This window comes from Pseudomonas sp. AP3_22 TE3818 (genome assembly GCF_053628995.1).
This window is the reverse complement of record NZ_JBRJHL010000001.1, coordinates 988,608-1,010,134: the sequence shown is the minus strand read 5'-3', so window position 1 is coordinate 1,010,134 and position 21,527 is coordinate 988,608. Positions and strand designations below refer to the sequence as shown.

General features: G+C 59.9%; 19 protein-coding genes and 4 tRNA genes. 14 read left to right on the top strand and 9 right to left on the bottom strand.

Annotated features, from left to right (window positions below; all coding sequences use genetic code 11):
- Window positions 1-210: 210 nt before the first annotated feature.
- From pgi to AB7M25_RS04820, 6 genes are all read left to right on the top strand, one after another.
- Window positions 211-1,875 (top strand): glucose-6-phosphate isomerase, encoded by a 1,665-nt coding sequence (gene pgi, locus AB7M25_RS04845; RefSeq protein ID WP_429383729.1) that lies wholly within the window; start codon window positions 211-213, stop codon window positions 1,873-1,875.
- Window positions 1,876-2,044: 169 nt separating this feature from the next.
- Window positions 2,045-3,982 (top strand): acetate--CoA ligase, encoded by a 1,938-nt coding sequence (gene acs / locus AB7M25_RS04840; RefSeq protein WP_454237030.1) that lies wholly within the window; start codon window positions 2,045-2,047, stop codon window positions 3,980-3,982.
- Window positions 3,983-4,108: 126 nt separating this feature from the next.
- Window positions 4,109-4,981 carry an oxygenase MpaB family protein gene (locus AB7M25_RS04835; RefSeq protein WP_429383733.1) on the top strand — a complete coding sequence of 291 codons (873 nt, stop codon included), beginning with the start codon at window positions 4,109-4,111 and terminating at the stop codon, window positions 4,979-4,981.
- A 178-nt stretch (window positions 4,982-5,159) separates the two neighbouring features.
- The gene (locus tag AB7M25_RS04830) at window positions 5,160-6,176 is read left to right on the top strand and encodes a class I SAM-dependent rRNA methyltransferase (protein ID WP_102701622.1); all 1,017 of its coding nucleotides are present in this window, start codon (window positions 5,160-5,162) and stop codon (window positions 6,174-6,176) included.
- A gap of 93 nt (window positions 6,177-6,269) precedes the next feature.
- On the top strand, window positions 6,270-9,227 hold the full coding sequence (locus AB7M25_RS04825; protein ID WP_454237029.1) for a DUF748 domain-containing protein: 2,958 nt from the start codon (window positions 6,270-6,272) through the stop codon (window positions 9,225-9,227).
- Window positions 9,227-9,520, top strand: coding sequence for a DUF2845 domain-containing protein (locus AB7M25_RS04820; protein ID WP_104451422.1), 294 nt, complete (start codon window positions 9,227-9,229; stop codon window positions 9,518-9,520). Before AB7M25_RS04825 ends, AB7M25_RS04820 begins: the two co-directional genes overlap by 1 nt.
- A gap of 266 nt (window positions 9,521-9,786) precedes the next feature.
- On the opposite strand, the gene AB7M25_RS04815 is transcribed toward AB7M25_RS04820, so the two are convergent.
- On the bottom strand, window positions 9,787-10,143 hold the full coding sequence (locus tag AB7M25_RS04815; RefSeq protein WP_056728649.1) for a BON domain-containing protein: 357 nt from the start codon (window positions 10,141-10,143) through the stop codon (window positions 9,787-9,789).
- A gap of 299 nt (window positions 10,144-10,442) precedes the next feature.
- Window positions 10,443-10,865 (bottom strand): pilin, encoded by a 423-nt coding sequence (locus AB7M25_RS04810; protein WP_429383738.1) that lies wholly within the window; start codon window positions 10,863-10,865, stop codon window positions 10,443-10,445.
- A gap of 227 nt (window positions 10,866-11,092) precedes the next feature.
- Between AB7M25_RS04810 and AB7M25_RS04805 the strand changes: the two genes are divergently transcribed.
- The 4 genes from AB7M25_RS04805 to yacG are packed head-to-tail and all read left to right on the top strand — an operon-like array spanning window position 11,093 to window position 14,001.
- On the top strand, window positions 11,093-12,310 hold the full coding sequence (locus AB7M25_RS04805) for a type II secretion system F family protein (protein WP_429383740.1): 1,218 nt from the start codon (window positions 11,093-11,095) through the stop codon (window positions 12,308-12,310).
- 1 nt (window position 12,311) lies between these two features.
- Window positions 12,312-13,184, top strand: coding sequence for a prepilin peptidase (locus tag AB7M25_RS04800; protein WP_429519025.1), 873 nt, complete (start codon window positions 12,312-12,314; stop codon window positions 13,182-13,184).
- Window positions 13,181-13,804, top strand: a complete 624-nt coding sequence (gene coaE, locus AB7M25_RS04795; RefSeq protein WP_429383744.1) for a dephospho-CoA kinase — start codon at window positions 13,181-13,183, stop codon at window positions 13,802-13,804. The genes AB7M25_RS04800 and coaE overlap by 4 nt, the downstream gene beginning before the upstream one ends.
- A complete protein-coding gene (yacG, locus tag AB7M25_RS04790; RefSeq protein WP_007970539.1) occupies window positions 13,801-14,001 on the top strand; it encodes a DNA gyrase inhibitor YacG in 201 nt (66 codons plus the stop codon). Before coaE ends, yacG begins: the two co-directional genes overlap by 4 nt.
- Before the next feature lie 18 nt (window positions 14,002-14,019).
- On the opposite strand, the gene AB7M25_RS04785 is transcribed toward yacG, so the two are convergent.
- The gene (locus AB7M25_RS04785) at window positions 14,020-14,709 is read right to left on the bottom strand and encodes an energy-coupling factor ABC transporter permease (protein WP_429383747.1); all 690 of its coding nucleotides are present in this window, start codon (window positions 14,707-14,709) and stop codon (window positions 14,020-14,022) included.
- Entirely contained in the window at window positions 14,706-15,173 is a 468-nt protein-coding gene (locus tag AB7M25_RS04780) for an FAD/FMN-containing dehydrogenase (protein ID WP_429392084.1), read from the bottom strand. Before AB7M25_RS04780 ends, AB7M25_RS04785 begins: the two co-directional genes overlap by 4 nt.
- 129 nt (window positions 15,174-15,302) lie before the next feature.
- On the opposite strand from AB7M25_RS04780, the gene AB7M25_RS04775 reads away from it, so the two are divergent.
- Genes AB7M25_RS04775 through AB7M25_RS04760 form a run of 4 tightly spaced genes read left to right on the top strand, consistent with a single transcriptional unit; the run spans window position 15,303 to window position 18,039 of the window.
- Window positions 15,303-15,929: a DUF1780 domain-containing protein gene (locus tag AB7M25_RS04775; protein ID WP_007970534.1), complete on the top strand. Its 627-nt coding sequence runs from the start codon at window positions 15,303-15,305 to the stop codon at window positions 15,927-15,929.
- Window positions 15,926-16,453, top strand: a complete 528-nt coding sequence (locus tag AB7M25_RS04770; RefSeq protein ID WP_429383751.1) for an MOSC domain-containing protein — start codon at window positions 15,926-15,928, stop codon at window positions 16,451-16,453. Before AB7M25_RS04775 ends, AB7M25_RS04770 begins: the two co-directional genes overlap by 4 nt.
- 53 nt (window positions 16,454-16,506) lie before the next feature.
- Entirely contained in the window at window positions 16,507-16,680 is a 174-nt protein-coding gene (locus AB7M25_RS04765) for a DUF3094 domain-containing protein (protein WP_007970531.1), read from the top strand.
- Window positions 16,681-16,740: 60 nt separating this feature from the next.
- The gene (locus AB7M25_RS04760) at window positions 16,741-18,039 is read left to right on the top strand and encodes an NAD(P)/FAD-dependent oxidoreductase (RefSeq protein ID WP_007970529.1); all 1,299 of its coding nucleotides are present in this window, start codon (window positions 16,741-16,743) and stop codon (window positions 18,037-18,039) included.
- Between the two features lie 184 nt (window positions 18,040-18,223).
- Here the strand turns inward: AB7M25_RS04760 and AB7M25_RS04755 are convergent.
- From AB7M25_RS04755 to clpB, 5 genes are all read right to left on the bottom strand, one after another.
- Window positions 18,224-18,300 (bottom strand) — tRNA-Pro (locus AB7M25_RS04755).
- Between the two features lie 95 nt (window positions 18,301-18,395).
- Window positions 18,396-18,471: transfer RNA gene (locus AB7M25_RS04750), tRNA-Lys, on the bottom strand.
- Window positions 18,472-18,476: 5 nt separating this feature from the next.
- Window positions 18,477-18,553: transfer RNA gene (locus AB7M25_RS04745), tRNA-Pro, on the bottom strand.
- A gap of 9 nt (window positions 18,554-18,562) precedes the next feature.
- Window positions 18,563-18,638: transfer RNA gene (locus tag AB7M25_RS04740), tRNA-Asn, on the bottom strand.
- 300 nt (window positions 18,639-18,938) lie between these two features.
- A complete protein-coding gene (clpB, locus tag AB7M25_RS04735) occupies window positions 18,939-21,503 on the bottom strand; it encodes an ATP-dependent chaperone ClpB (protein ID WP_104451414.1) in 2,565 nt (854 codons plus the stop codon).
- Window positions 21,504-21,527: the final 24 nt, after the last annotated feature.

The window sequence follows — 21,527 nt, the reverse complement described above, 5'->3', positions numbered from 1 at the left end:
TCTTCCGTTTGTCGGACCGCTCCTGATTTCGATGTTAAAAAAGTACAGAAAGCAGGTCAGACAAAGTCAAGACAGATCATTGCGCGGGGTTTACTGTATTCGCCCTGCGCCACAAAATCGTGTCGACGCAGTTGACCGGACGCCCACCCGCAGCGCTCCGGGCTTTTTAGTGTTCAAAAAGCCGTTCAAGTAAAAAGGAAACCCGCAGCGATGGCGTATTACCGCACCCCTCACGACGTGACCGCTCTGCCCGCCTGGCAAGCACTGAATGACCACCGCCAAGCCATGCAGGATTTCAGCATGCGGGAGGCCTTCAACGCCGACCCGCAGCGCTTTACTCAATTCACCCTCAGCAGCTGCGGTCTGTTTCTCGACTACTCGAAGAACCTGATCAACGCCCAGACCCGCAACCTGCTGGTGGGCCTGGCCAACGAAGTCGACCTCAAGGGCGCGATCAAATCGTTGTTCGATGGCGAAATCGTCAATGCTTCCGAAGGCCGTCCAGCCCTGCACACCGCGCTTCGCCGCCCGGTCGGCGACAAGCTGTCGGTCAATGGCGTCAACGTGATGCCGGAAGTGCACAAGGTGCTGAACCAGATCACCGACCTCGTCGGCCGTATCCACGATGGCCTGTGGCGCGGTTACACCGAGAAGCCGATCACTGACGTGGTGAACATCGGCATCGGTGGCTCCTTCCTCGGCCCGGAACTGGTGTCCGAAGCCTTGCTGTCCTACGCCCAGAAAGGCGTGCGTTGCCATTACCTGGCGAACATCGACGGCAGCGAGTTCCACGAACTGACCATGAAGCTGCGCGCCGAGACCACGCTGTTCATCGTTTCGTCGAAATCCTTCAACACCCTCGAAACCCTGAAAAACGCCCAGGCCGCCCGTGCCTGGTATCTGGCCCAGGGTGGTTCGGAAGCCGAGCTGTATCGCCATTTCATCGCGGTATCGAGCAACAACGCCGCCGCAGTGGCGTTCGGCATTCGCGAAGAAAACATCTTCCCGATGTGGGACTGGGTCGGCGGCCGTTACTCACTGTGGTCGGCCATCGGCTTGCCGATTGCCCTGGCCATCGGCATGTCCAACTTCAAGGAACTGCTGTCCGGTGCCTACACCATGGACCAGCACTTCCAGAGCGCACCGTTCGAACAGAACATGCCGGTGCTGCTGGCCCTGCTCGGCGTGTGGTACGGCAACTTCTGGGGTGCGCAAAGCCACGCGATCCTGCCGTACGATCACTACCTGCGTAACATCACCAAGCACCTGCAACAGCTGGACATGGAATCCAACGGCAAGAGCGTGCGCCAGGACGGCAAGCCGGTGTCCACCGACACCGGGCCGGTGATCTGGGGCGGCGTCGGCTGCAACGGTCAGCACGCCTACCACCAGCTGCTGCACCAGGGCACCCAACTGATTCCGGCCGACTTCATCGTGCCGATCGTCAGCTTCAACCCGGTGTCCGACCACCACCAGTGGCTGTACGCCAACTGCCTGTCGCAAAGCCAGGCGCTGATGCTCGGCAAGACCCTGGCCGAGGCCGAAACCGAGCTGCGTGACAAAGGCATGAGCGAAGCCGAGGTACACAAACTCGCGCCGCACAAGGTGATCCCGGGCAATCGTCCGAGCAACACCCTGGTGGTCGAGCGCATCAGCCCGCGTCGCCTCGGCGCACTGGTGGCGATGTACGAACACAAAGTCTTCGTGCAAAGCGTGATCTGGGGCATCAATGCCTTCGACCAGTGGGGCGTGGAGTTGGGCAAAGAGCTGGGCAAGGGTGTCTACAACCGCCTGGTCGGCAGTGAAGAAACCCCGGCCGAGGACGCCTCGACTCAAGGGCTGATCAACTACTTCCGCGGTCGTCACCGCGGGTGATTTAACGCCAAACCTACGACGGTACTAATCTTGTAGGAGCTGGCTTGCCAGCGATCACGGTGTATCAGTCAACATTATTGTCGACTGATACACCGCCTCGCTGGCAAGCCAGCTCCTACGAGGGTCGCGCAGCTCCCCTCTTGTCGCAAAACAAGAATAAGGAACCGTCATGTTCGATATCAGCAAGTTCCCCAAAGCCGATGCCGTCCGCCGGGCTGCACAACTGAGTCAAGACGACTATCAGCGGCTGTACCGCGAATCCATTGAACACCCCAGCACCTTCTGGGCCGAACAGGCCACGCGCTTTCTCGAATGGAGCGCTCCCTGGGAAACCGTCCAGCGCTACAATCTGAAAACCGGTGAGGCCAGTTGGTTTTCCGGTGCGCAATTGAATGTCAGCTACAACTGCATCGACCGGCACCTGGAGAAACGCGGAGATCAGGTCGCCATCATCTGGGAAGGCGACGACCCTGCCGACTCGACATCGATCACCTACAAACAACTGCATGAAAACGTCTGCCGCCTGGCCAACGTGCTGAAAAGCCGTGGCGTGAAAAAAGGCGACCGCGTGTGCATCTACATGCCGATGATTCCCGAAGCGGCCTACGCCATGCTTGCCTGCACCCGCATCGGCGCGGTGCACTCGGTGGTGTTCGGCGGTTTCTCCCCGGACTCATTGCGCGACCGCATTCTCGACGCCGACTGCCGCACCGTCATCACCGCCGACGAAGGCGTGCGCGGCGGCCGGCCCGTGCCACTCAAGCAGAACGTCGACAAGGCGCTGCAGAGCTGCCCGAACGTGAGCACCGTGCTGGTGGTCGAGCGCAGAAATGTACAGGTGAACTGGGCCGAAGGACGGGACATCAAGTACCAGCAGGCCCTGCGCGACGCCAGCGCCGATTGCCCGCCCGAGCCGATGGACGCCGAAGCCCCGCTGTTCATCCTCTACACCTCCGGCAGCACCGGTAAACCCAAAGGCGTGCTGCACACCACCGGCGGCTACCTGCTGCAGGCGGCGATGACCTTCAAGTACGTGCTGGACTACCGCGATGGCGAAGTCTTCTGGTGCACCGCCGACGTCGGTTGGGTCACTGGCCACAGCTACATCGTCTACGGTCCGCTGGCCAACGGCGCGACCACGCTGATCTTTGAGGGCGTGCCGAGCTACCCGACGACCTCGCGCTTCTGGCAGGTGATCGACAAGCACAAGGTGAACATTTTCTACACCGCCCCGACGGCCCTGCGCTCGTTGATGCGCGAAGGGCCCGCCGCGTTGAAGGGAACCTCCCGCGCCAGCGTCAGGGTACTCGGTACGGTCGGCGAACCGATCAATCCGGAAGCGTGGGAGTGGTACTTCCATGAGGTGGGCGAAGAACGTTGCCCGATCGTCGATACCTGGTGGCAGACCGAAACCGGCGGCATCATGCTCAGCCCTTTGGTCAGCGCCCAACGAATCAAGCCCGGTTGCGCCACACAACCGATGTTCGGTGTGCAGCCGGTGCTGCTCGACGAGCAAGGCAAGGAAATCAAAGGCGCCGGCAGCGGCGTACTGGCCATAAAATCCAGCTGGCCGGCGCAGATCCGTAGCGTCTATGGCGACCCACAGCGCATGGTCGACACCTATTTCAAGCCGTATCCCGGGTACTACTTCACCGGTGATGGCGCGCGGCGCGATGAAGATGGCGACTACTGGATCACCGGGCGCATCGACGATGTGATCAACGTGTCCGGCCACCGTATCGGCACCGCCGAAGTGGAAAGCGCCCTGGTGCTGCACGACAGCATTGCCGAGGCCGCTGCGGTCGGTTACCCCCACGACATCAAGGGCCAGGGTATCTATGTCTTTGTCACGCCCATGAACGGCGTCGAGACCAACGATGAACTGAAGCAGGAATTGCTGACCCTGGTCGGCAAGGAAATCGGCAATTTCGCCAAACCGGACTTGATCCAGTGGGCGCCGGCCTTGCCGAAAACCCGCTCAGGCAAGATCATGCGGCGCATTCTGCGCAAGATCGCCTGCAACGAACTGGACAGTCTGGGTGATACTTCGACCCTGGCCGACCCGAGCGTGGTGCAGGGGCTGATCGATAAACGCCTGAATCAATAGCTTTTCGTAGGAGCCGGCTCGCCGGCGATGGCGATCTCAAGGACGCTTTCGCCGGCAAGCCGGCTCCTACAGGAAAATGACTGGCGTTGTACGATGCCCGCAGTTCAATTTCCCAATCGAGTTGCCATGGAATTCATCCGTACCCGCATCGAAACCCAGATCATGAGCCTGACCGGTTTGTCCCTGGGCAAGCTCGACCTGGAAAACCCCAAGGGCGACCCCGGGCTGTTCGGACCGGACTCGGTGAGCTGGCAAGTCCATGGCGATTTCAGCAGCATGCTGATCGGTGGCATCAGCGCCCTGATGCTGCAGGCCCTGCACCCGCTGGCATTGGCAGGGGTCTGGGACCATTCGAATTTTCGTGAGGACATGCTCGGTCGCTTGCGTCGCACCGGGCAGTTCATCTCCGGCACCACCTTCGGTTCGCGGCAAGACGCCGACTGGTTGATCGAGAAGGTTCGCACCATTCACTTGCAGGTGACCGGCACGGCGCCGGATGGACGCCCCTATGCCGCCAGCGATCCCGATCTGCTGACCTGGGTGCACGTCGCCGAGGTCAGCAATTTCCTCGCCGCGCATTTGCGCTATCGCAACCCGCATCTGTCCCCTGACGACCAGGATCGCTATTACGCAGAGATCGCCTTGGTCGCCGAGCGTCTCGGTGCCCGGGATGTGCCCCGTTCGCGGCAGGCGATTGCCGACTACCTTGAGCGCATCCGCCCGCAACTGCTGTGCGACGAGCGCAGCCGTGAGGTGCTGCGCCTGTTGTTGAACGCGCCCTCTCCCAGTCGTTTGGCCAGGCCGTTCGGCGGCCTGATGATGCAGGCGGGGATCGATCTGCTGCCGGACTGGGCCAGTGATATGCTCGGCGTCAGCCAGAACCCGCTGCAACGCAAGCTGATCCGCGCCAGCGTCAATCGCAGCGCGCCAATGCTGCGCTGGGCGGTGCGTAATGGATCGGTGCATCGGGCCAAGCGACGGATGGGGATCTTGACCTAGCAGGTATTGCTGCGATTTTTTCTGTGGCGAGGGGGCTTGCCCCCGTTGGGCTGCAAAGCGGCCCCCAGCTCTCGAGCGTTTCCGAAACTTTGCCAGTGCTACGCACTGGAACGGGGGCAAGCCCCCTCGCCACAGTGTTAAACTCCCGCGCCCAATTCTCTCCTGCAAGGCGCCCAGCATGTCTTCCTTGAATCAGGCGCTGCGCGCCGCCCTCGATCAACGCCAGGACCTGCTCGCCGAACTGCACCAGCAGGGCACCGACTGCTATCGCCTGTTCCACGGCAGCCAGGAAGGGGCCGGTGGCCTGACCATCGACCGCTACGGCCCGCAATTGCTGGTGCAGAGCTTCCATCAGCCGCTGGAGCGCGAGGCGCTGCTGCAACTGCACGACGCGATCAACCAGTACCTGGGCTTTGAAACCCTGCTGGTCTACAACGACCGCTCCCGCGGCAACTCGCGCATCGATCGTGAAGACATCGTCTACCGCGCCGACGAAGCCGCCCTGCAAGACCTGGTTGGTCACGAATGGGGCCTGAACTATCGGGTGCGAGGCCGCCATGCCGGACAAGACCCGCTGCTGTTCCTCGACCTGCGCAACACCCGCGGCTGGGTCAAGGATCACAGCAAGAACAAAAGCGTACTGAACCTGTTCGCCTACACCTGTGGCGTCGGCCTCAGTGCCGCCGCCGGCGGCGCGCGCGAGGTGTGCAACCTGGACTTCGCCGAAGGCAACCTGGCGGTCGGTCGGGAGAACGGCCAACTCAACCCGCAGTTGCCGCCCATGGAATTTATCCAGTCCGACTACTTCCCGGCCATTCGCCAACTGGCCGGCCTGCCGATCAGCCAGCGCCGTGGGCAAAAACTGCCGAGCTATCAGCGCCTGGAACAGCGCCAGTACGATCTGGTACTGCTGGACCCTCCCGCCTGGGCCAAGAGCGCATTCGGCACAGTCGATCTGCTGCGCGACTATCAGAGCCTGCTCAAGCCGGCCTTGTTGACCACCGCCGACAACGGCGTGCTGATCTGCTGCAACAACCTGGCGAAAGTCAGCATGGACGACTGGCGCGAGCAGGTTTTGCGTTGCGCAGAGAAGGCCGGGCGGCCGGTGCGTGAGTGGAGCGTGATGAAACCAGGCGCCGATTTCCCGTCGATGGATCAGCAACCACCGCTGAAAACCCTGATTCTGCAGCTCTGACAGCTGTCGGAGAAATCTGAAACTTCCTAGGCAGGTCAATCACTTCGGAACCGGAAACGCGTGCCATACTCCAAGGCACTCCGATTCAGACAGATGAAGCCGCACATGTACAAAGGATTGATTCGCGCCATCGGCGCCTTGTTGACTGCTCTGGCTCTCTACAGCTTGCTGGGTTTTCTGATATTACCGGGTGTGGCGTTGCGCATTGCCAACCAGCAACTGGCCAACTACGCCACCACCCCTGCCACGATCCAGCGGATCGAGTTCAATCCGTTCAGCCTTGAACTGACCCTCTGGGGCTTGAACATCGGCGAGCCTGGCAAGGAGCAGGTCGCTTTCGAACGCTTGTACGCCAATCTGCAACTCGACAGCCTGTGGAGCAAGGCGGTGCACCTGTCCGATGTCGAACTGGACAAGCCCAAGACCGAAATCCTGTTTGGCAAGGACGGCAAGCTCAATCTGATTGGGCTGTTCAAACTGCCAGAAAGCGAGCCCACGCCCGCCGACCCGAACGCCCAGCCGTTTCCGCTGCGCATCGAGCGGATCAAGCTGGCCGGCGGCGCCGTGCACTTTGAAGACGCCCGGCCCAGCGAGCCCATCGAGTTTCTCTACGACTCCCTCGATTTCGAGCTGAAGAACCTCAGCACCCTGCCCGATGACAGCGCCGACATGACCCTGGTGGCCGTCGGCCCCAACGGCGGACAGATCGACTGGACAGGCAATTTCAGCCTGATCCCGATCGCCTCCGAAGGTAAGCTGAAAATCACCGATGGCAAGATGAAAGCCTTTTGGCCCTATGTGCGCGATGCCGTGCCACTGGACCTCGAAAGCGGCATCATGAGCATCAGCACCGACTACAAACTCAGTCTGTCCAAGCAAACCGAGCTGCTGTTGAGCAATGTAGCGGTCACTGTCGCCCCCTTCGCGATCAAGGCGCCGGATGGCCGGCCGCTGGTAAAGCTTGAGCGTCTGGACGTCAGCGAAACCACGGTGGACCTGGCCAAGCAGCAAGTGGTGGTCGGCAAGATCCGCAGCCACAAACTGGAAACCTGGGCCGCGCTGGAACCGGACGGCCAACTCGATTGGCAGAAACTGTTCGCCAGCCAACCGTCAAAATCCACCGCCAAAGCCAAGGCGGATGCAGAACCGGCCAGCACTCCGGCGGCGGCAGACTCACCGAAACCTGAACCGGGCGCACCCGACAAACCCTGGCAGGTGCTGATCAAGGATGTGCAACTGCGCGACTACAAGGTGCATCTGGCTGACCGCAAGGCACAGCCTGCCGTCGCCCTGGACCTGGCTCCGCTGAACCTCGACCTGCAAAACTTCGACAGCCTCAACGGCTCGCCCTTTACCCTCAAGCTCGATACCGGCGTGGGCAAGCAAGGCAAGATCATGGCCGACGGCGAGGTCAACCTGGCCCCGGTCAGCGCCAGGCTGAAGATGCAGACCAGGGACATCGACCTGCGGGTTGCCCAGTCCTACATCACACCATTCATTCGCCTGGAACTGCGCAGCGGCATGCTCGGCAGCGATCTGGCGGTCAACCTGAAAAGCACCGACCCCCTGGCCTTCAACGTCACCGGTCGCGCTCAGGTCGATCAGTTGCATACCCTGGACACCCTGAAAACCCGCGACTTCCTCAAGTGGCAACAGGTCGTGGTCGAAGGCCTGAACTATCAGCATGGGGACAGCCTGTCGATCGACAAGGTCAACCTGTTCCAGCCCTATGCGCGTTTCATGATCAACGATGATCGCACCACCAACATCGACGATCTGCTGATTCCGCAACCGGCGGACTCCGGGGCAAAACCGGCAGCAAGCAAACCGACAAGCAACGAAAAACCGCTGGGCATCCACATCGGCGGCATTTTCATCAATGACGGTTCGGCCAACTTCGCCGACTTCAGCCTGACTCCGAACTTCGCCACCGCCATCCAGCAACTCAACGGGCAGATCGGCACCATCGACAGCCGCCAGCCGAAACCGGCCAGTGTCGACGTCAAGGGCAAGGTCGACCGCTACGCGCCGGTGACCATCAAGGGCTCGGTCAATCCGTTCGACCCGATGGCCAGCCTCGACATCGCCACCAGCTTCAAGCGCGTGGAACTAACCACGCTGACCCCCTACTCCGGCAAGTTCGCCGGCTACCGTATCCGCAAGGGCCGGCTCAATCTCGACCTGCATTACCAGATCACCAAGGGGCAGCTCAAAGCCGAAAACAAAGTGGTGGTCGAGCAACTGCAACTGGGTGAAAAAGTCGACAGCCCGGATGCCGTGAGCCTGCCGCTGAAACTGGCCATTGCCTTGCTCAAGGACGTCGACGGCAAGATCTCCATCGAGCTGCCGGTCACCGGCGATCTGAACAACCCTCAGTTCAGCGTCATGCCGATTATCTGGCAGACCCTGCGCAACCTGATCGTCAAAGCCGCGGCGGCACCGTTCAAACTCATTGGCGGGCTGGTCAACGGTGGCGGTTCGGAAGACCTGGGCAGCGTTTCATTCGCGGCGGGTTCCAGCGAATTGGGCAAGGACGCCGAAGGCGCCCTGGACAAACTCTCCAATGCGCTCAAGGAACGCCCGGCCCTGCGCCTGGAAATCGAAGGCACCGCCGCCCAGAGCAGCGATGGCCCGCTGATCGCCGAACAACGCCTGGAACGGGAATACCAGTACAACTACTACAAAATGCTCCAGCGACGCGGTGACAAGGTCCCGGCCCAGGCTTCGTTGCTGGAAGTGCCGGACGGGGAAAAAGGCCCGTTGCTCGAAGGTATCTACCGCACCCGCCTTAAAACCCAGCCCCCTGCCGAATGGAAAGACCTGGGCAAGGAAGAGCGCACCGCGAAAATGCGCGCCGAGGTGATCAAATTCTGGAGCTCCAGTGACGTACTGTTGCGTCAACTGGGTCAGGAGCGCGCCAGCAGCATCAAGGATTACCTGGTCGACAAGGCCAAACTGGAAGATGAGCGGGTGTACTTCATCGACGCCAATCTGGGCGAAGCGGAAAGTGACGGCCGCGTGGTGACACCGATGCATCTGGATGCCGAGTGATGATGCGGCGGCTGGCAGGCCTGGTCCTGGCGCTATCCGCCAGCCAGGCCTGGGCGGCCGATACCCTGCGCTGCGGCAGCCAATTGATCAGCGTTGGTGATCGCTCGAGTGAGGTCTTGCAGAAATGCGGTGAACCGGTGAGTCGCGACCTGCTGGGTTACAAGCGCAGTGCAGACCGGCGCGAGGAGTTTCAGGTCGAGGAATGGACCTACGGACCGAATGGCGGCATGTATCAATACTTGCGGTTCGAAGGTAATCGGCTGAAACAGATCACCAGCAAACGCGGCAATTAACCGGCACTATCCAATGTGGGAGCGGGCTTGCTCGCGAAAGCAGTCTTTCATTCAACGCATATGTTGAATGTAAGTCAGCCTTCGCGAGCAAGCCCGCTCCCACATTGGGTTTTCAGCGCTACACATAAAACAGGCCCGGCAAAAGTGCGCGGGGCCTGTGGTGGCCAACATCCGTTTGGCCCTTCGCATGAACACTCAGGTTGCAACAGACGTATGACTCGGCTCGTCTGTCGCGCCTTCTCCCGGTCCAGGCGAGAAGTCGTGCCTTACTCGGCTTTCAGGCCGTCAGCGGAGACCGCCTTGACGCCTTTGATTTTCTTGGTGATGGCCACAGCCATTTCCTTTTGCGAATCGGTAACGGCGGTGGTCGACGACAGCGATACCACACCTTTGTTGGTTTCAACCTTGATGTCGCTACCTGGAATGCCTTTTTCGGTCATCAGGTCAGCTTTGACTTTGGTGGTGATCCAGGTATCGGAAGTAGCTTCTTTCGCTTCGGTCATCTCACCGGCAGCCAACACCATTGGCGACTGGGTTGCCTGGGTGGTTTGAGCAAACGCGGCGTTGGCCATGGTCAGGGTCAGCGCGGTAGCAGCAGCGGCAGTGATAGCGAACTTCTTCATACGAGTAACTCCTGTTTTTCGGAAAGTCTGCCGGGTGTCTTGTCGGCAGGGTTACCAAGGATATTGCGAACGCTGTGCCAACTTTGAAAACAAGGATAAAACCTTACAAATCAACAAGTTATAAAATAAGCCAATTTTCGAAATCATGCAAAATGCACGAGATGCACAAACACTGCATGCAAGTTGCGGGTTTATGAAAAGTTCCTAAGATGCTGAAATTTCTGAGCTTTATGAGCGGCTTTTGACGACCGGTCGACAAACAGGAAAAACCCCGCAAAAGCGGGGACTGATTCAGTACTTCATGCCGCAGAACCGGAACACCCTTTAGGCAAGTAATCCGGGGAAACACTGCTCTTGCACGACCAGCCTTTGGTTTCGTCCCGTGTCAGGGTGACGGTTTTGCCCTGGACCACCCCCGGGGCATTGTGCAACGTACAAACGATTGATCCCGCTCCCTCCGGCGTTGTAGCCGTCACAGACAGGGTGCAATGGGTGGTCGATGCCTCACCGGCGGGCGCCACGTTGGCAATGGTCGGAGTTTCCCCCTGATTGACCACATCCTCGAACGGCACTTTCATCGCAGTCAGCTCGGCCAGCGCCGCTGTGACCTTGGCCCGGGCCTGGTACTTGGAATACATCGGCAGGCCCAGTGTTGCCAGGATCCCGATGATCGCCACCACGACGAGCAACTCGATCAGGGTAAAACCTTTCTGATTGTTCATGTACAAGCTCCATGCATGAGTCGAAGGCTCATGACCTGCCCCATGGCAGCACAGCCTGTGCCAAGGCCGGAAGCCCCTGTTGGCAGTGGGTGTGGTGGTTGCGAAGCCCTTACCCACTACCAGGATCAGTACTATCTGACGTTTTTTGTCACATCACCCTGGCGGGTTTGGCCCCATCCTTTGACTAGGCTATAAGAGCAACTCAATCGGAATACCCAGGACTGAACATGGCGGTCAAGGCAGCGAAAATCAGCGTATATGCATGGGAAGGCATCGACCGCAAAGGCACAAAAGTGACCGGCGAACTCAGCGCTCAAAACCCGGCGCTGATCAAGGCGAAACTGCGTAAACAAGGCATCAGTCCGGGCAAGGTTCGCAAAAAAAACCCATCGGTTTTCAGCATGGGCAAGCGTATCAAGGCCCAGGACATTGCCCTGTTCACCCGGCAAATGGCGACGATGATGAAGGCGGGCGTGCCGTTGTTGCAGTCCTTCGACATCATCGGCGAGGGCTTCGACAATCCGGCCATGCGCACGCTGGTGGACGAACTGAAACAGGAAGTTGCGGCAGGCAGCAGCTTCGCCGCCGCCCTGCGCAAGAAGCCCCGGTATTTCGATGAGCTGTATTGCAACCTGGTGGATGCCGGCGAGCAGGCCGGTGCCCTAGACACCCTTCTGGAGCGGGTCGCGACCTACAAGGAAAAAAGCGAATCCCTCAAGGCCAGGATCCGAAAAGCCATGACCTACCCGCTGGTGGTGGTATTCGTCGCGGCGATTGTCACCGGGATTCTGCTGGTCAATGTCGTGCCGCAGTTCGAGTCGGTGTTCAAAGGCTTCGGCGCCAAACTGCCGGCCTTCACCGTGATGGTCATTGGCCTGTCGCAATTCATGCAGGCCTGGTGGTGGGCGGTCCTTGGCGCGCTGCTCACGATGGCCTTCGGCGTGCGCCACGCCCTCGGGAAGTCCTCGGCCTTGCGTGACCGGATGGACACCTGGCTGCTGAAACTGCCGCTGGTGGGCACCCTGATGCACAAGTCCGCCGTGGCCCGGTTTGCCCGTACACTGTCGACCACTTTCGCTGCCGGCGTGCCGCTGATGGAGGCCCTGCAATCAGTGGCCGGCGCGACCGGCAATAGCGTGTTCAAGCGCGCTGTGTTGCGCATCCGGCAGGACGTTTCGACCGGCATGCAATTGAATTTCGCCATGCGTACCTCCGGCGTCTTTCCGAACATGGCGATACAGATGACGGCCATCGGCGAAGAGTCAGGCACCCTGGACGCCATGCTCGACAAAGTCGCGGGGTTCTACGAAGAGAATGTCGATAACATGGTTGATAACCTCACCAGTCTGATGGAGCCGTTCATCATGGTGGTGCTGGGTGTTATCGTCGGTGGACTGGTAGTTGCCATGTACCTGCCCATCTTCCAACTTGGCTCAGCGATCTGACATGCCCTTGAATGAAATCCTGATTCACTCTCCGCTGGCCTTTGTCCTTCTCGCAGGTATCACCGGCCTGCTGGTCGGCAGCTTCCTCAATGTCGTGATCTGGCGCCTGCCGAAAATGCTCGAGCGCGATTGGCGTGAGCAGGCCCATGACATTCTCGGGCTGCCTGGCGAAACGCCGCTGCCGACCTACAACCTGTTGCTGCCCCACTCCCAGTGCCCGCACTGCGATCACCGAATCCGCGCCTGGGAAAACATCCCGCTGCTCAGTTATGTATTTTTGCGCGGCCGTTGTTCAGCCTGCGCAGCGGCGATCAGCCCGCGTTATCCGTTGACCGAATTGGCCTGCGGCCTGTTATCGGCGTTTGTTGCCTGGCACTTCGGCTTCGGTTGGCCGGCCTGCCTGGTGCTGGTCATGAGCTGGGGATTGCTGGCGATGAGCCTGATCGACGCCGAACATCAGATACTGCCGGACGTACTGGTGCTGCCATTGATGTGGCTGGGGTTGGTCGTCAACAGTTTCGGCCTGTTCGTGTCGTTGCACGAGGCGCTGTGGGGGGCGATAGCCGGCTACAGCGTGCTGTGGTCGGTGTTCTGGCTGTTCAAGCTGATCACCGGCAAGGACGGCATGGGTCACGGTGATTTCAAGCTGCTGGCGATGCTGGGCGCCTGGGGTGGCTGGCAGATTTTGCCGCTGACCATCCTCCTGTCCTCGCTGGTGGGAGCAATCATCGGGCTGATCACCCTGCGCTTGCGCCATGCAAAAACCTCGACGCCGATCCCTTTCGGTCCCTATCTGGCCATTGCCGGCTGGATTGCCTTGCTCTGGGGTGGTCAAATAACCGACCTCTATTGGCAGTATGTCGGTTTGAAATGAATACCCCTGTGGAAAAACCCTGGATTCTCGGCCTGACCGGCGGCATCGGCAGCGGTAAAAGCGCGGCCGCCCAACACTTCATCGATCTGGGCGTGCATGTGGTCGACGCCGATCATGCCGCTCGCTGGGTCGTTGAACCCGGCCGCCCGGCACTGGCACAAATCGCCGAACACTTCGGCCCCGGCGTGTTGCAGGCCGACGGACAGCTGGACCGCGCCGCGCTGCGCACATTGATCTTCGAAGTGCCAGAAGAACGCCGCTGGCTGGAGGCCCTCCTGCATCCACTGATCGGCGAGGAAATCGCTCATCACCTGGCGCTGGCAAAATCACCTTATGCGATTCTGGTATCGCCGCTGCTGATCGAGTCCGGCCAGTACGCCATGACCCAACGGGTGCTGGTGATCGATGCCCCGGAACAATTGCAGATCGAACGCACCCTGCTCCGTGACCAGACCAGCGAGCAGCAAGTCCAGGCGATCCTCAAGGCCCAATCCAGCCGCCAGGATCGCGTGAGCCATGCCGACGACGTCGTGGTCAACGACCGCGACCTTGCCTGGCTGCACAGCGAGGTCGAACGCCTGCATCATTTTTATCTTACTTTGCGTGGAGGCCAGTCATGAGCCAACCAACAACCGTCGAATGCCCAACCTGTGGCGCCCCTGTGGAATGGACCGCCGAGAGCAAATTCCGGCCATTCTGCTCCGATCGCTGCAAACTGATCGACCTGGGCGCCTGGGCGTCCGAAGAACACAAGATTCCAGTGGCTCCCGATGCCGAGGACGAGATGTTCAGCGGTGACTTCGACCCGCGCCACTGATCCACCGGGTCGACGATTTCAGGGCTTGGGATCGTCGTCCTTCCAGGGTGCCGAGAGGTAGCGGGTGCGGTTGAACGTCTCAAGCCACTCCGGACAAAACACGACCAGCGCACTGACGATCATGCCGTTGATAAACGCTTCGGGAAAAATGATCAGCCATAGATATCCGACAAAATCCTCGAGCCAATACGGCATCTCGAAACGCTCATCGAACCACAGCAACCACAGAGCCAGCAGCAGACACAGCAACGCCGACAGCGCGGCGGCAAAGAATCCGGAAACGAAGATATACACGAAGGGATTTCGTGGCTGCGCCCGCTCCACCAGGATCGCGCAGCACTCTGTGACCAGCACCGGCAGCGCAATCAACAACGCACCATTGACCCCGACCGCCGCCAGGTCCTGGCGTCCGAGCAGCACCAGCCCCGTTTGTGCAACCAAACCGCCGAGCAGCGCCAGCGGCCAGTCCAGCAGTAGCGTCACCGCTGTCATGCCGATGAAGTGGTAAGACACGCCGGTATCAAAGTCGCGCCGCACCAGCCACAGCATGAACAACGCGAACACCGTGCCGAACAATAAATGCTGGCGACGGCTGTCGGTGAACAGTTCAACCCAGGGCGCGCGCCACATCGCCCAAAGCAGCACCGGCACATAGATCATCCAGCCGACTGTCAGACTCTGCGGTGACAGCAGCTCGGCGCCGATCATGGGCCAGACGTCTCCAGCGCTTCACGCAATTGCGCAGCCGTGGCGTATTCGTGCTGGTCCATCAATCGACCATCCTTGAGCTGTAACCACAACACTTTATCCACAGCGCCGGGGTAACGCGGTGCGACACGACCTTCACGATCCAGCATCACCCGATAGGAGTAATCGCGCATGGCCGGCACTGCGAACATTTTCGCGATCAGGCGTGGCATTCGCTGGATGTCCGCGAGAATGACCGCGTGCCGAGCCTCCAGATAGCCTTTGGGCTGACCTTGCAACGCCGCATCGACCAGTTTCGCCGCTTCCATGCTGCGCGCCACCAGCAGCGTCTGAGTGCGACTGTCGAGGGTGAAGGCCTGATCGAACTGGTCAAGCAAAGTCCATGGCGCCAGCCGCTCGCCGACCTCCAGCGCATTGGCCCACAGCGGCAGCAGACTGAGTATCAATAGCGACCAATATTTCACCTTAACCCCCTTGTTCAATCACAGGCGCGTAATGGCCATCAGTCTACACCGCCCGTTCCGTGTGCCCAGCGATGCTGATTGATGCTTAACGCTTTCTGCTTGTCGCAATTGAACGCTAAGCTTGGGCCTATGGATGACTCAGATTACTTACGCCTGCTGACCATTGCGGCCGAGCAAGCCAACGCGTTTTTGTCCAATGCCCGCAAATGGGAGCGTGAGCGTTGGGTGTGCCAGCGCCTGTTGCAAGGTTTGAACATTCCCTATCGTGCCGATGAATTCGCCCCCGCCGGAGAGCCGCCGGACGTGTTGTTTCGCGATGCCAGTTTCGAGGTGTTCTTCGTGCTCGACGAGGGCCGGCGCCTCAACGATGAATGGCGCGACGAACTGCAACGCCGACGCAGCGCGTTTTCCCTGAGCCAGCTGGTACGCCGCGAGGCTAAGCCACGACGCATCCCCGCCAACGAGTTCTTGCTGCGATTGGCGCCGACCTTGCGCAAAAAAGCGCACAACTACAAAGAGCGCGGCATGGATCTGGGTGAACTGGACATCATTGCCTTCGCTAGCCTCAAACGCGAAGTACTGGACCTCAACAGCCATTTCCCACCGCCGACCGAGTACCTGCGCCAGGGCTGGCGTTCGCTGTCCTTGGTCGGGCCGACATTCGCCCGCGTGCTGTTCGCTCACCCGGATGCGCCGGACTTCTTGCGCAGCAACCTGGGGCGCAGCATTGTCTTTGACGTCGGGATCAGCCTGTGAGCCCTCTGCAGGCGCTGATCGCCGAGGTGCCGCAACAAGGTCGTGTACGCTGGATCGGCGTGCGCCCGCAATCACGTTCGGCAATGCTTGAACTCGATGCCGTGGAAGCGCGCCTGGAGGCCGGCCTGACCGGCGACCACGCCCGCCCCGGCGTGCGCAATGCGCGACAGGTCACGCTGATTCAGTGGGAGCATCTGGCGGTGATCAGTTCGCTGATGGGGCGCGCACAGGATCATCCGGTCCGGCCTGAAGATCTGCGGCGCAATCTCGTTATCAGTGGCATCAACCTGTTCAGCCTCAAGGGCCGCCGCTTCCGGATTGGCCAGGCAACGTTCGAAACCACCGGCTGGTGCCAACCCTGCGCGCGCCTTGAAAAAAACCTGGGTATCGGCACCTTTCAGGCCGTGCGCGGACATGGCGGAATCACTGCCCGGGTGTTACAAAGTGGAATCATTCGCCTGGACGATATCGTCAGCGTCGAACCCGTTCCAGACAGCGGCTATGCTGCGTTCAACCCTGGGTAAAAACACTGTAGCTTCTACACATTCAGCAACGTCTACCTTTGACGAGGCCCGATATGACCAGCCGCCTGAACCCCGACGACCAAAAGCATGTCGAAGAGTACCTGCAGTTGTCCCAGCACCAAGTCGAGCGCCGGCCTTTCCGGCCGTGGATGCTCCTTGTCCTGGTATTGGCAGTGACCATTGGTCTGGGCCTGTTGAGCCGACTTATCAGTTACCTGACGCTATGAGCTGCCTTGCGCTCGCGCGGTTGACTGTAACGATTTCTTTTAGCCTTGCGAGTTATCCCCATGTCCCATCGTATTGTCATTGTCGGCGGCGGCGCCGGCGGTCTGGAGTTGGCTACCCGCCTGGGTAAGACTCTGGGCAAGCGCGGTACGGCCAGTGTGATGCTGGTCGACGCCAACCTGACCCACATCTGGAAACCCTTGTTGCACGAAGTGGCGGCCGGCTCCCTTAACTCTTCCGAAGACGAACTCAACTATGTCGCCCAGGCCAAATGGAACCACTTCGAGTTCCAGTTGGGGCGCATGAGCGGGCTCGATCGCGCGAATAAAAAAATCCAGCTCGCCGCCACCTACGACGAGGCCGGCCTGGAACTGGTGCCGGCCCGCGAAGTGCCTTACGACTCGCTGGTGATCTCCGTCGGCAGCACCACCAACGATTTCGGCACTCAGGGCGCGGCACAACACTGCCTGTTCCTCGACACCCGCAAACAGGCCGAACGCTTCCACCAGCAACTGCTCAATCACTATTTGCGTGCACACGCGGGTCAGACCGACGCGGTCGAACAAATCAGCGTGGCCATCGTCGGCGCCGGTGCCACCGGGGTCGAGCTGGCCGCCGAACTGCACAACGCCGCCCATGAGCTCGCGGCCTATGGCCTGGACCGGATCAAACCGGAAAACATGCACATCACCCTGATCGAAGCCGGTCCACGGGTGCTGCCAGCGCTGCCGGAGCGGATTGGCGGACCTGTGCATAAAACCCTCGAGAAACTCGGGGTCAACGTCATGACCAATGCCGCGGTCAGCGAAGTGACGGCCGACAGCCTGATCACCGCCGACGGCAACGAAATCAAGGCCAGCCTGAAAGTCTGGGCTGCGGGGATTCGCGCGCCGGGTTTCCTCAAGGACATCGATGGCCTGGAAACCAACCGCATCAATCAGCTGCAGGTGCTGCCGACCCTGCAAACCACCCGCGACGAGAACATCTTCGCCTTCGGCGACTGCGCCGCCTGCCCGCAACCGGGCAGCGACCGCAATGTGCCACCGCGCGCCCAGGCCGCTCACCAACAGGCTTCGTTGCTGGCCAAATCGCTGAAACTGCGCATCGAAGGCAAGCCCCTGCCGGAGTACAAGTACACCGACTACGGCTCGCTGATCTCACTGTCGCGTTTTTCGGCTGTGGGTAACCTGATGGGCAACCTCACCGGCAGCGTGATGCTCGAAGGCTGGCTGGCGCGGATGTTCTACGTGTCGCTGTACCGCATGCACCAGATGGCGCTGTACGGGCCGTTCCGCACGGCGATGCTGATGTTGGGCAGCAAGATCGGTCGCGGGACCGAGCCGCGCCTGAAGCTGCACTAAAGCAAACCATGTGGGAGCTGGCTTGCCAGCGATGGCGGTATGTCAGTCAACAAAGATGTCGACTGGCCCGACGCCATCGCGGGCAAGCCACGCTCCCACAGGTTTCAATGGTGTTCATGCATGCTTTAGCGTTTTTCGCAGACAAAAAAAATCCCCGTATCTTTCGATACGAGGATTTTTAATATGGTCGGGGTAAGGGGATTCGAACTCCTGACATCCTGCTCCCAAAGCAGGCGCGCTACCGGACTGCGCTATACCCCGGTAAAAAAAAGGCACCTTCGAAAGGCGCCTTCTGCGAACAGAGCTTTTGGCGTCTGATCTTAAGATTCGATTCCAGCGCTAACTGGTTTCAAAAATGGTGGGTCGTGTGGGATTCGAACCTACGACCAATTGGTTAAAAGCCAACTGCTCTACCAACTGAGCTAACGACCCAAATATGGTCGGGGTAAGGGGATTCGAACTCCTGACATCCTGCTCCCAAAGCAGGCGCGCTACCGGACTGCGCTATACCCCGGTTTGAAATTGGCTCCGTGACCAGGACTCGAACCTGGGACCCAATGATTAACAGTCATTTGCTCTACCGACTGAGCTATCACGGAACTACACATTTCAATTTACAACTTTGAAGCTTTACTGCGTTCTCTTCGACCCGTTCGCATCGCTGCGTTCGTGTGTCTGAGGCGCGCTATTCTACAATCTTCAGCACCTCTGTCAACCCCCTAAATTGCTTTCAAGTTAATGATTTGCAACTTATTTTGGATTCCTGCTTGGGGAGCGGAAACCCTGGCGGGTGACTGACTGCGGGGCGCACTTTACAAGCCTTTTCCTTTGAGTTCAACAGCCTAACGAAAAAAAGGCCTCGTTATGCGAGGCCTTTTCGATTTTGTTGCCGATATGGATCAAACGAAGACGATTTCGTCGTTTTCCACCACACCGTGAGCGGTATCGCCCGGCATGAACCGTCCGGACAGAATCAACTGCGCCAGCGGGTTCTCGATCCAGCGCTGGATAGCGCGCTTGAGCGGCCGCGCGCCGTACACCGGGTCGTAACCGACCGCGATCAGCTTGTCCATGGCCTCAGGGCTGAGTTCAAGCTTCAGCTCGCGCTCGGTCAGGCGGCTACGCAGACGACCCAACTGGATCTCGGTAATGCCGGCGATCTGATCCCGCGCCAACGGCTCGAAAATCACCACTTCGTCGACCCGGTTGATGAACTCCGGCCGGAAGTGGCTGGAAATCGCATCCATCACCGCCGCGCGCTGCGCCTCACGGTCACCGACCAGTTCCTGGATCTGTACCGACCCCAGGTTGGAGGTCATGACAATCACGGTGTTCTTGAAATCCACCGTGCGGCCATGGCTGTCGGTCAGACGGCCGTCTTCGAGCACTTGCAGCAAGATGTTGAACACATCCGGGTGCGCCTTCTCGACTTCGTCCATGAGGATCACCGAATACGGCTTGCGACGTACGGCCTCGGTCAGGTAACCGCCCTCTTCATACCCCACGTAGCCCGGTGGCGCACCGATCAGGCGAGCCACGGAGTGTTTCTCCATGAACTCGGACATGTCGATCCGCACCATCGCCTCTTCGGTATCGAAAAGGAATTCGGCCAGCGCCTTGCACAGCTCGGTTTTACCGACACCGGTCGGGCCGAGGAACATGAACGAGCCGCTCGGGCGATTCGGGTCGGACAACCCGGCACGGGAACGCCGCACCGCGTTGGAAACGGCCACCACCGCTTCATCCTGGCCGATCACACGCTGGTGCAACAGGCTTTCCATCTTCATCAGCTTGTCGCGCTCGCCTTCGAGCATTTTCGACACCGGAATACCGGTCCACTTCGACACAACTTCGGCGATCTCTTCTTCAGTCACCTTGCTGCGCAGCAACTGGTTCTCGCTTTTGCCATGCTGATCGACCATTTGCAGGCTGCGCTCCAGATCCGGGATCACCCCGTACTGCAACTCGGCCATGCGGTTCAGGTCACCTTTGCGGCGGGCCGCTTCCAGTTCCTGACGGGACTGCTCGATTTTCTGCTGGATCTGCGCAGAACCCTGGACTTCGGCTTTCTCCGAGTTCCAGATTTCTTCGAGATCCGAGTACTCACGCTCGTGACGAGCGATTTCTTCCTGCAGTTTTTCCAGACGCTTCTTCGCCGCGTCGTCGCTTTCTTTCTTCAGCGCCTGGGATTCCACCTTCAGCTGAATCAGGCGACGCTCCAGACGGTCCAGCACTTCAGGCTTGGAGTCGATCTCCATGCGGATGCGGCTGGCGGCTTCGTCGATCAGGTCGATGGCCTTGTCCGGCAACTGCCGGTCAGTGATGTAGCGATGACTGAGCTTGGCCGCCGCAATGATCGCGCCGTCAGTGATGGCCACCTTGTGGTGAACCTCATAACGCTCTTTCAGGCCACGCAGGATGGCGATGGTGTCTTCTTCGCTCGGCTCGTCCACCAGCACTTTCTGGAAACGTCGCTCGAGAGCGGCGTCCTTCTCTATGTATTGGCGGTATTCGTTCAGCGTGGTGGCGCCCACGCAGTGCAGCTCACCGCGGGCCAGGGCCGGCTTGAGCATGTTGCCCGCATCCATCGAGCCTTCGCCTTTACCGGCGCCGACCATGGTGTGCAGTTCGTCGATGAACAGGATGATCTGCCCTTCCTGCTTCGACAGTTCATTGAGCAGGGATTTCAGGCGCTCTTCGAACTCACCGCGATACTTGGCACCGGCTATCAGCGCCCCCATGTCCAGGGACAACAGACGCTTGCCCTTGAGGCCATCCGGCACTTCGCCATTAATGATGCGCTGGGCCAGACCTTCGGCGATGGCGGTTTTACCCACGCCAGGCTCACCGATCAGCACCGGGTTGTTCTTGGTACGACGTTGCAGCACCTGGATGGTCCGGCGAATTTCATCGTCACGACCGATCACCGGATCGAGCTTGCCATCTTCGGCGCGCTTGGTCAGGTCGACGGTGTACTTGTCCAGGGCCTGGCGTGCTTCCTCGTGGTTCGGGTCGTTGACGGCCTCGCCACCACGCAGGTTGTTGATCGCGTTTTCCAGGGCTTTCTTGCTCACGCCCTGGCCGAGCAACAGCTTGCCGAGCTTGCTGTTCTCGTCCATGGCGGCGAGAAGCACCAGCTCGCTGGAGATGAACTGGTCGCCCTTCTGCTGCGCCAGACGATCGGCCTGGTTGAGCAGGCGTGCCAGATCCTGCGACATATTCACATCGCCGGTCGGGTTCTGGATTTTCGGTAGCTGGTCGAGCTCTTTGGTCAGCTCTTTACGCAGGCTGTTGACGTCGAAGCCCACCTGCATCAACAGCGGCTTGATCGAGCCGCCCTGCTGTTCGAGCAAGGCTTGCATCAAGTGCGCCGGTTCAATGGCCGGATGATCGTGGCCGACAGCCAGGGATTGGGCATCGGACAACGCTAACTGCAATTTGCTGGTTAAACGGTCTATACGCATGGGTCACCTTCCTTTTGAGCAGGC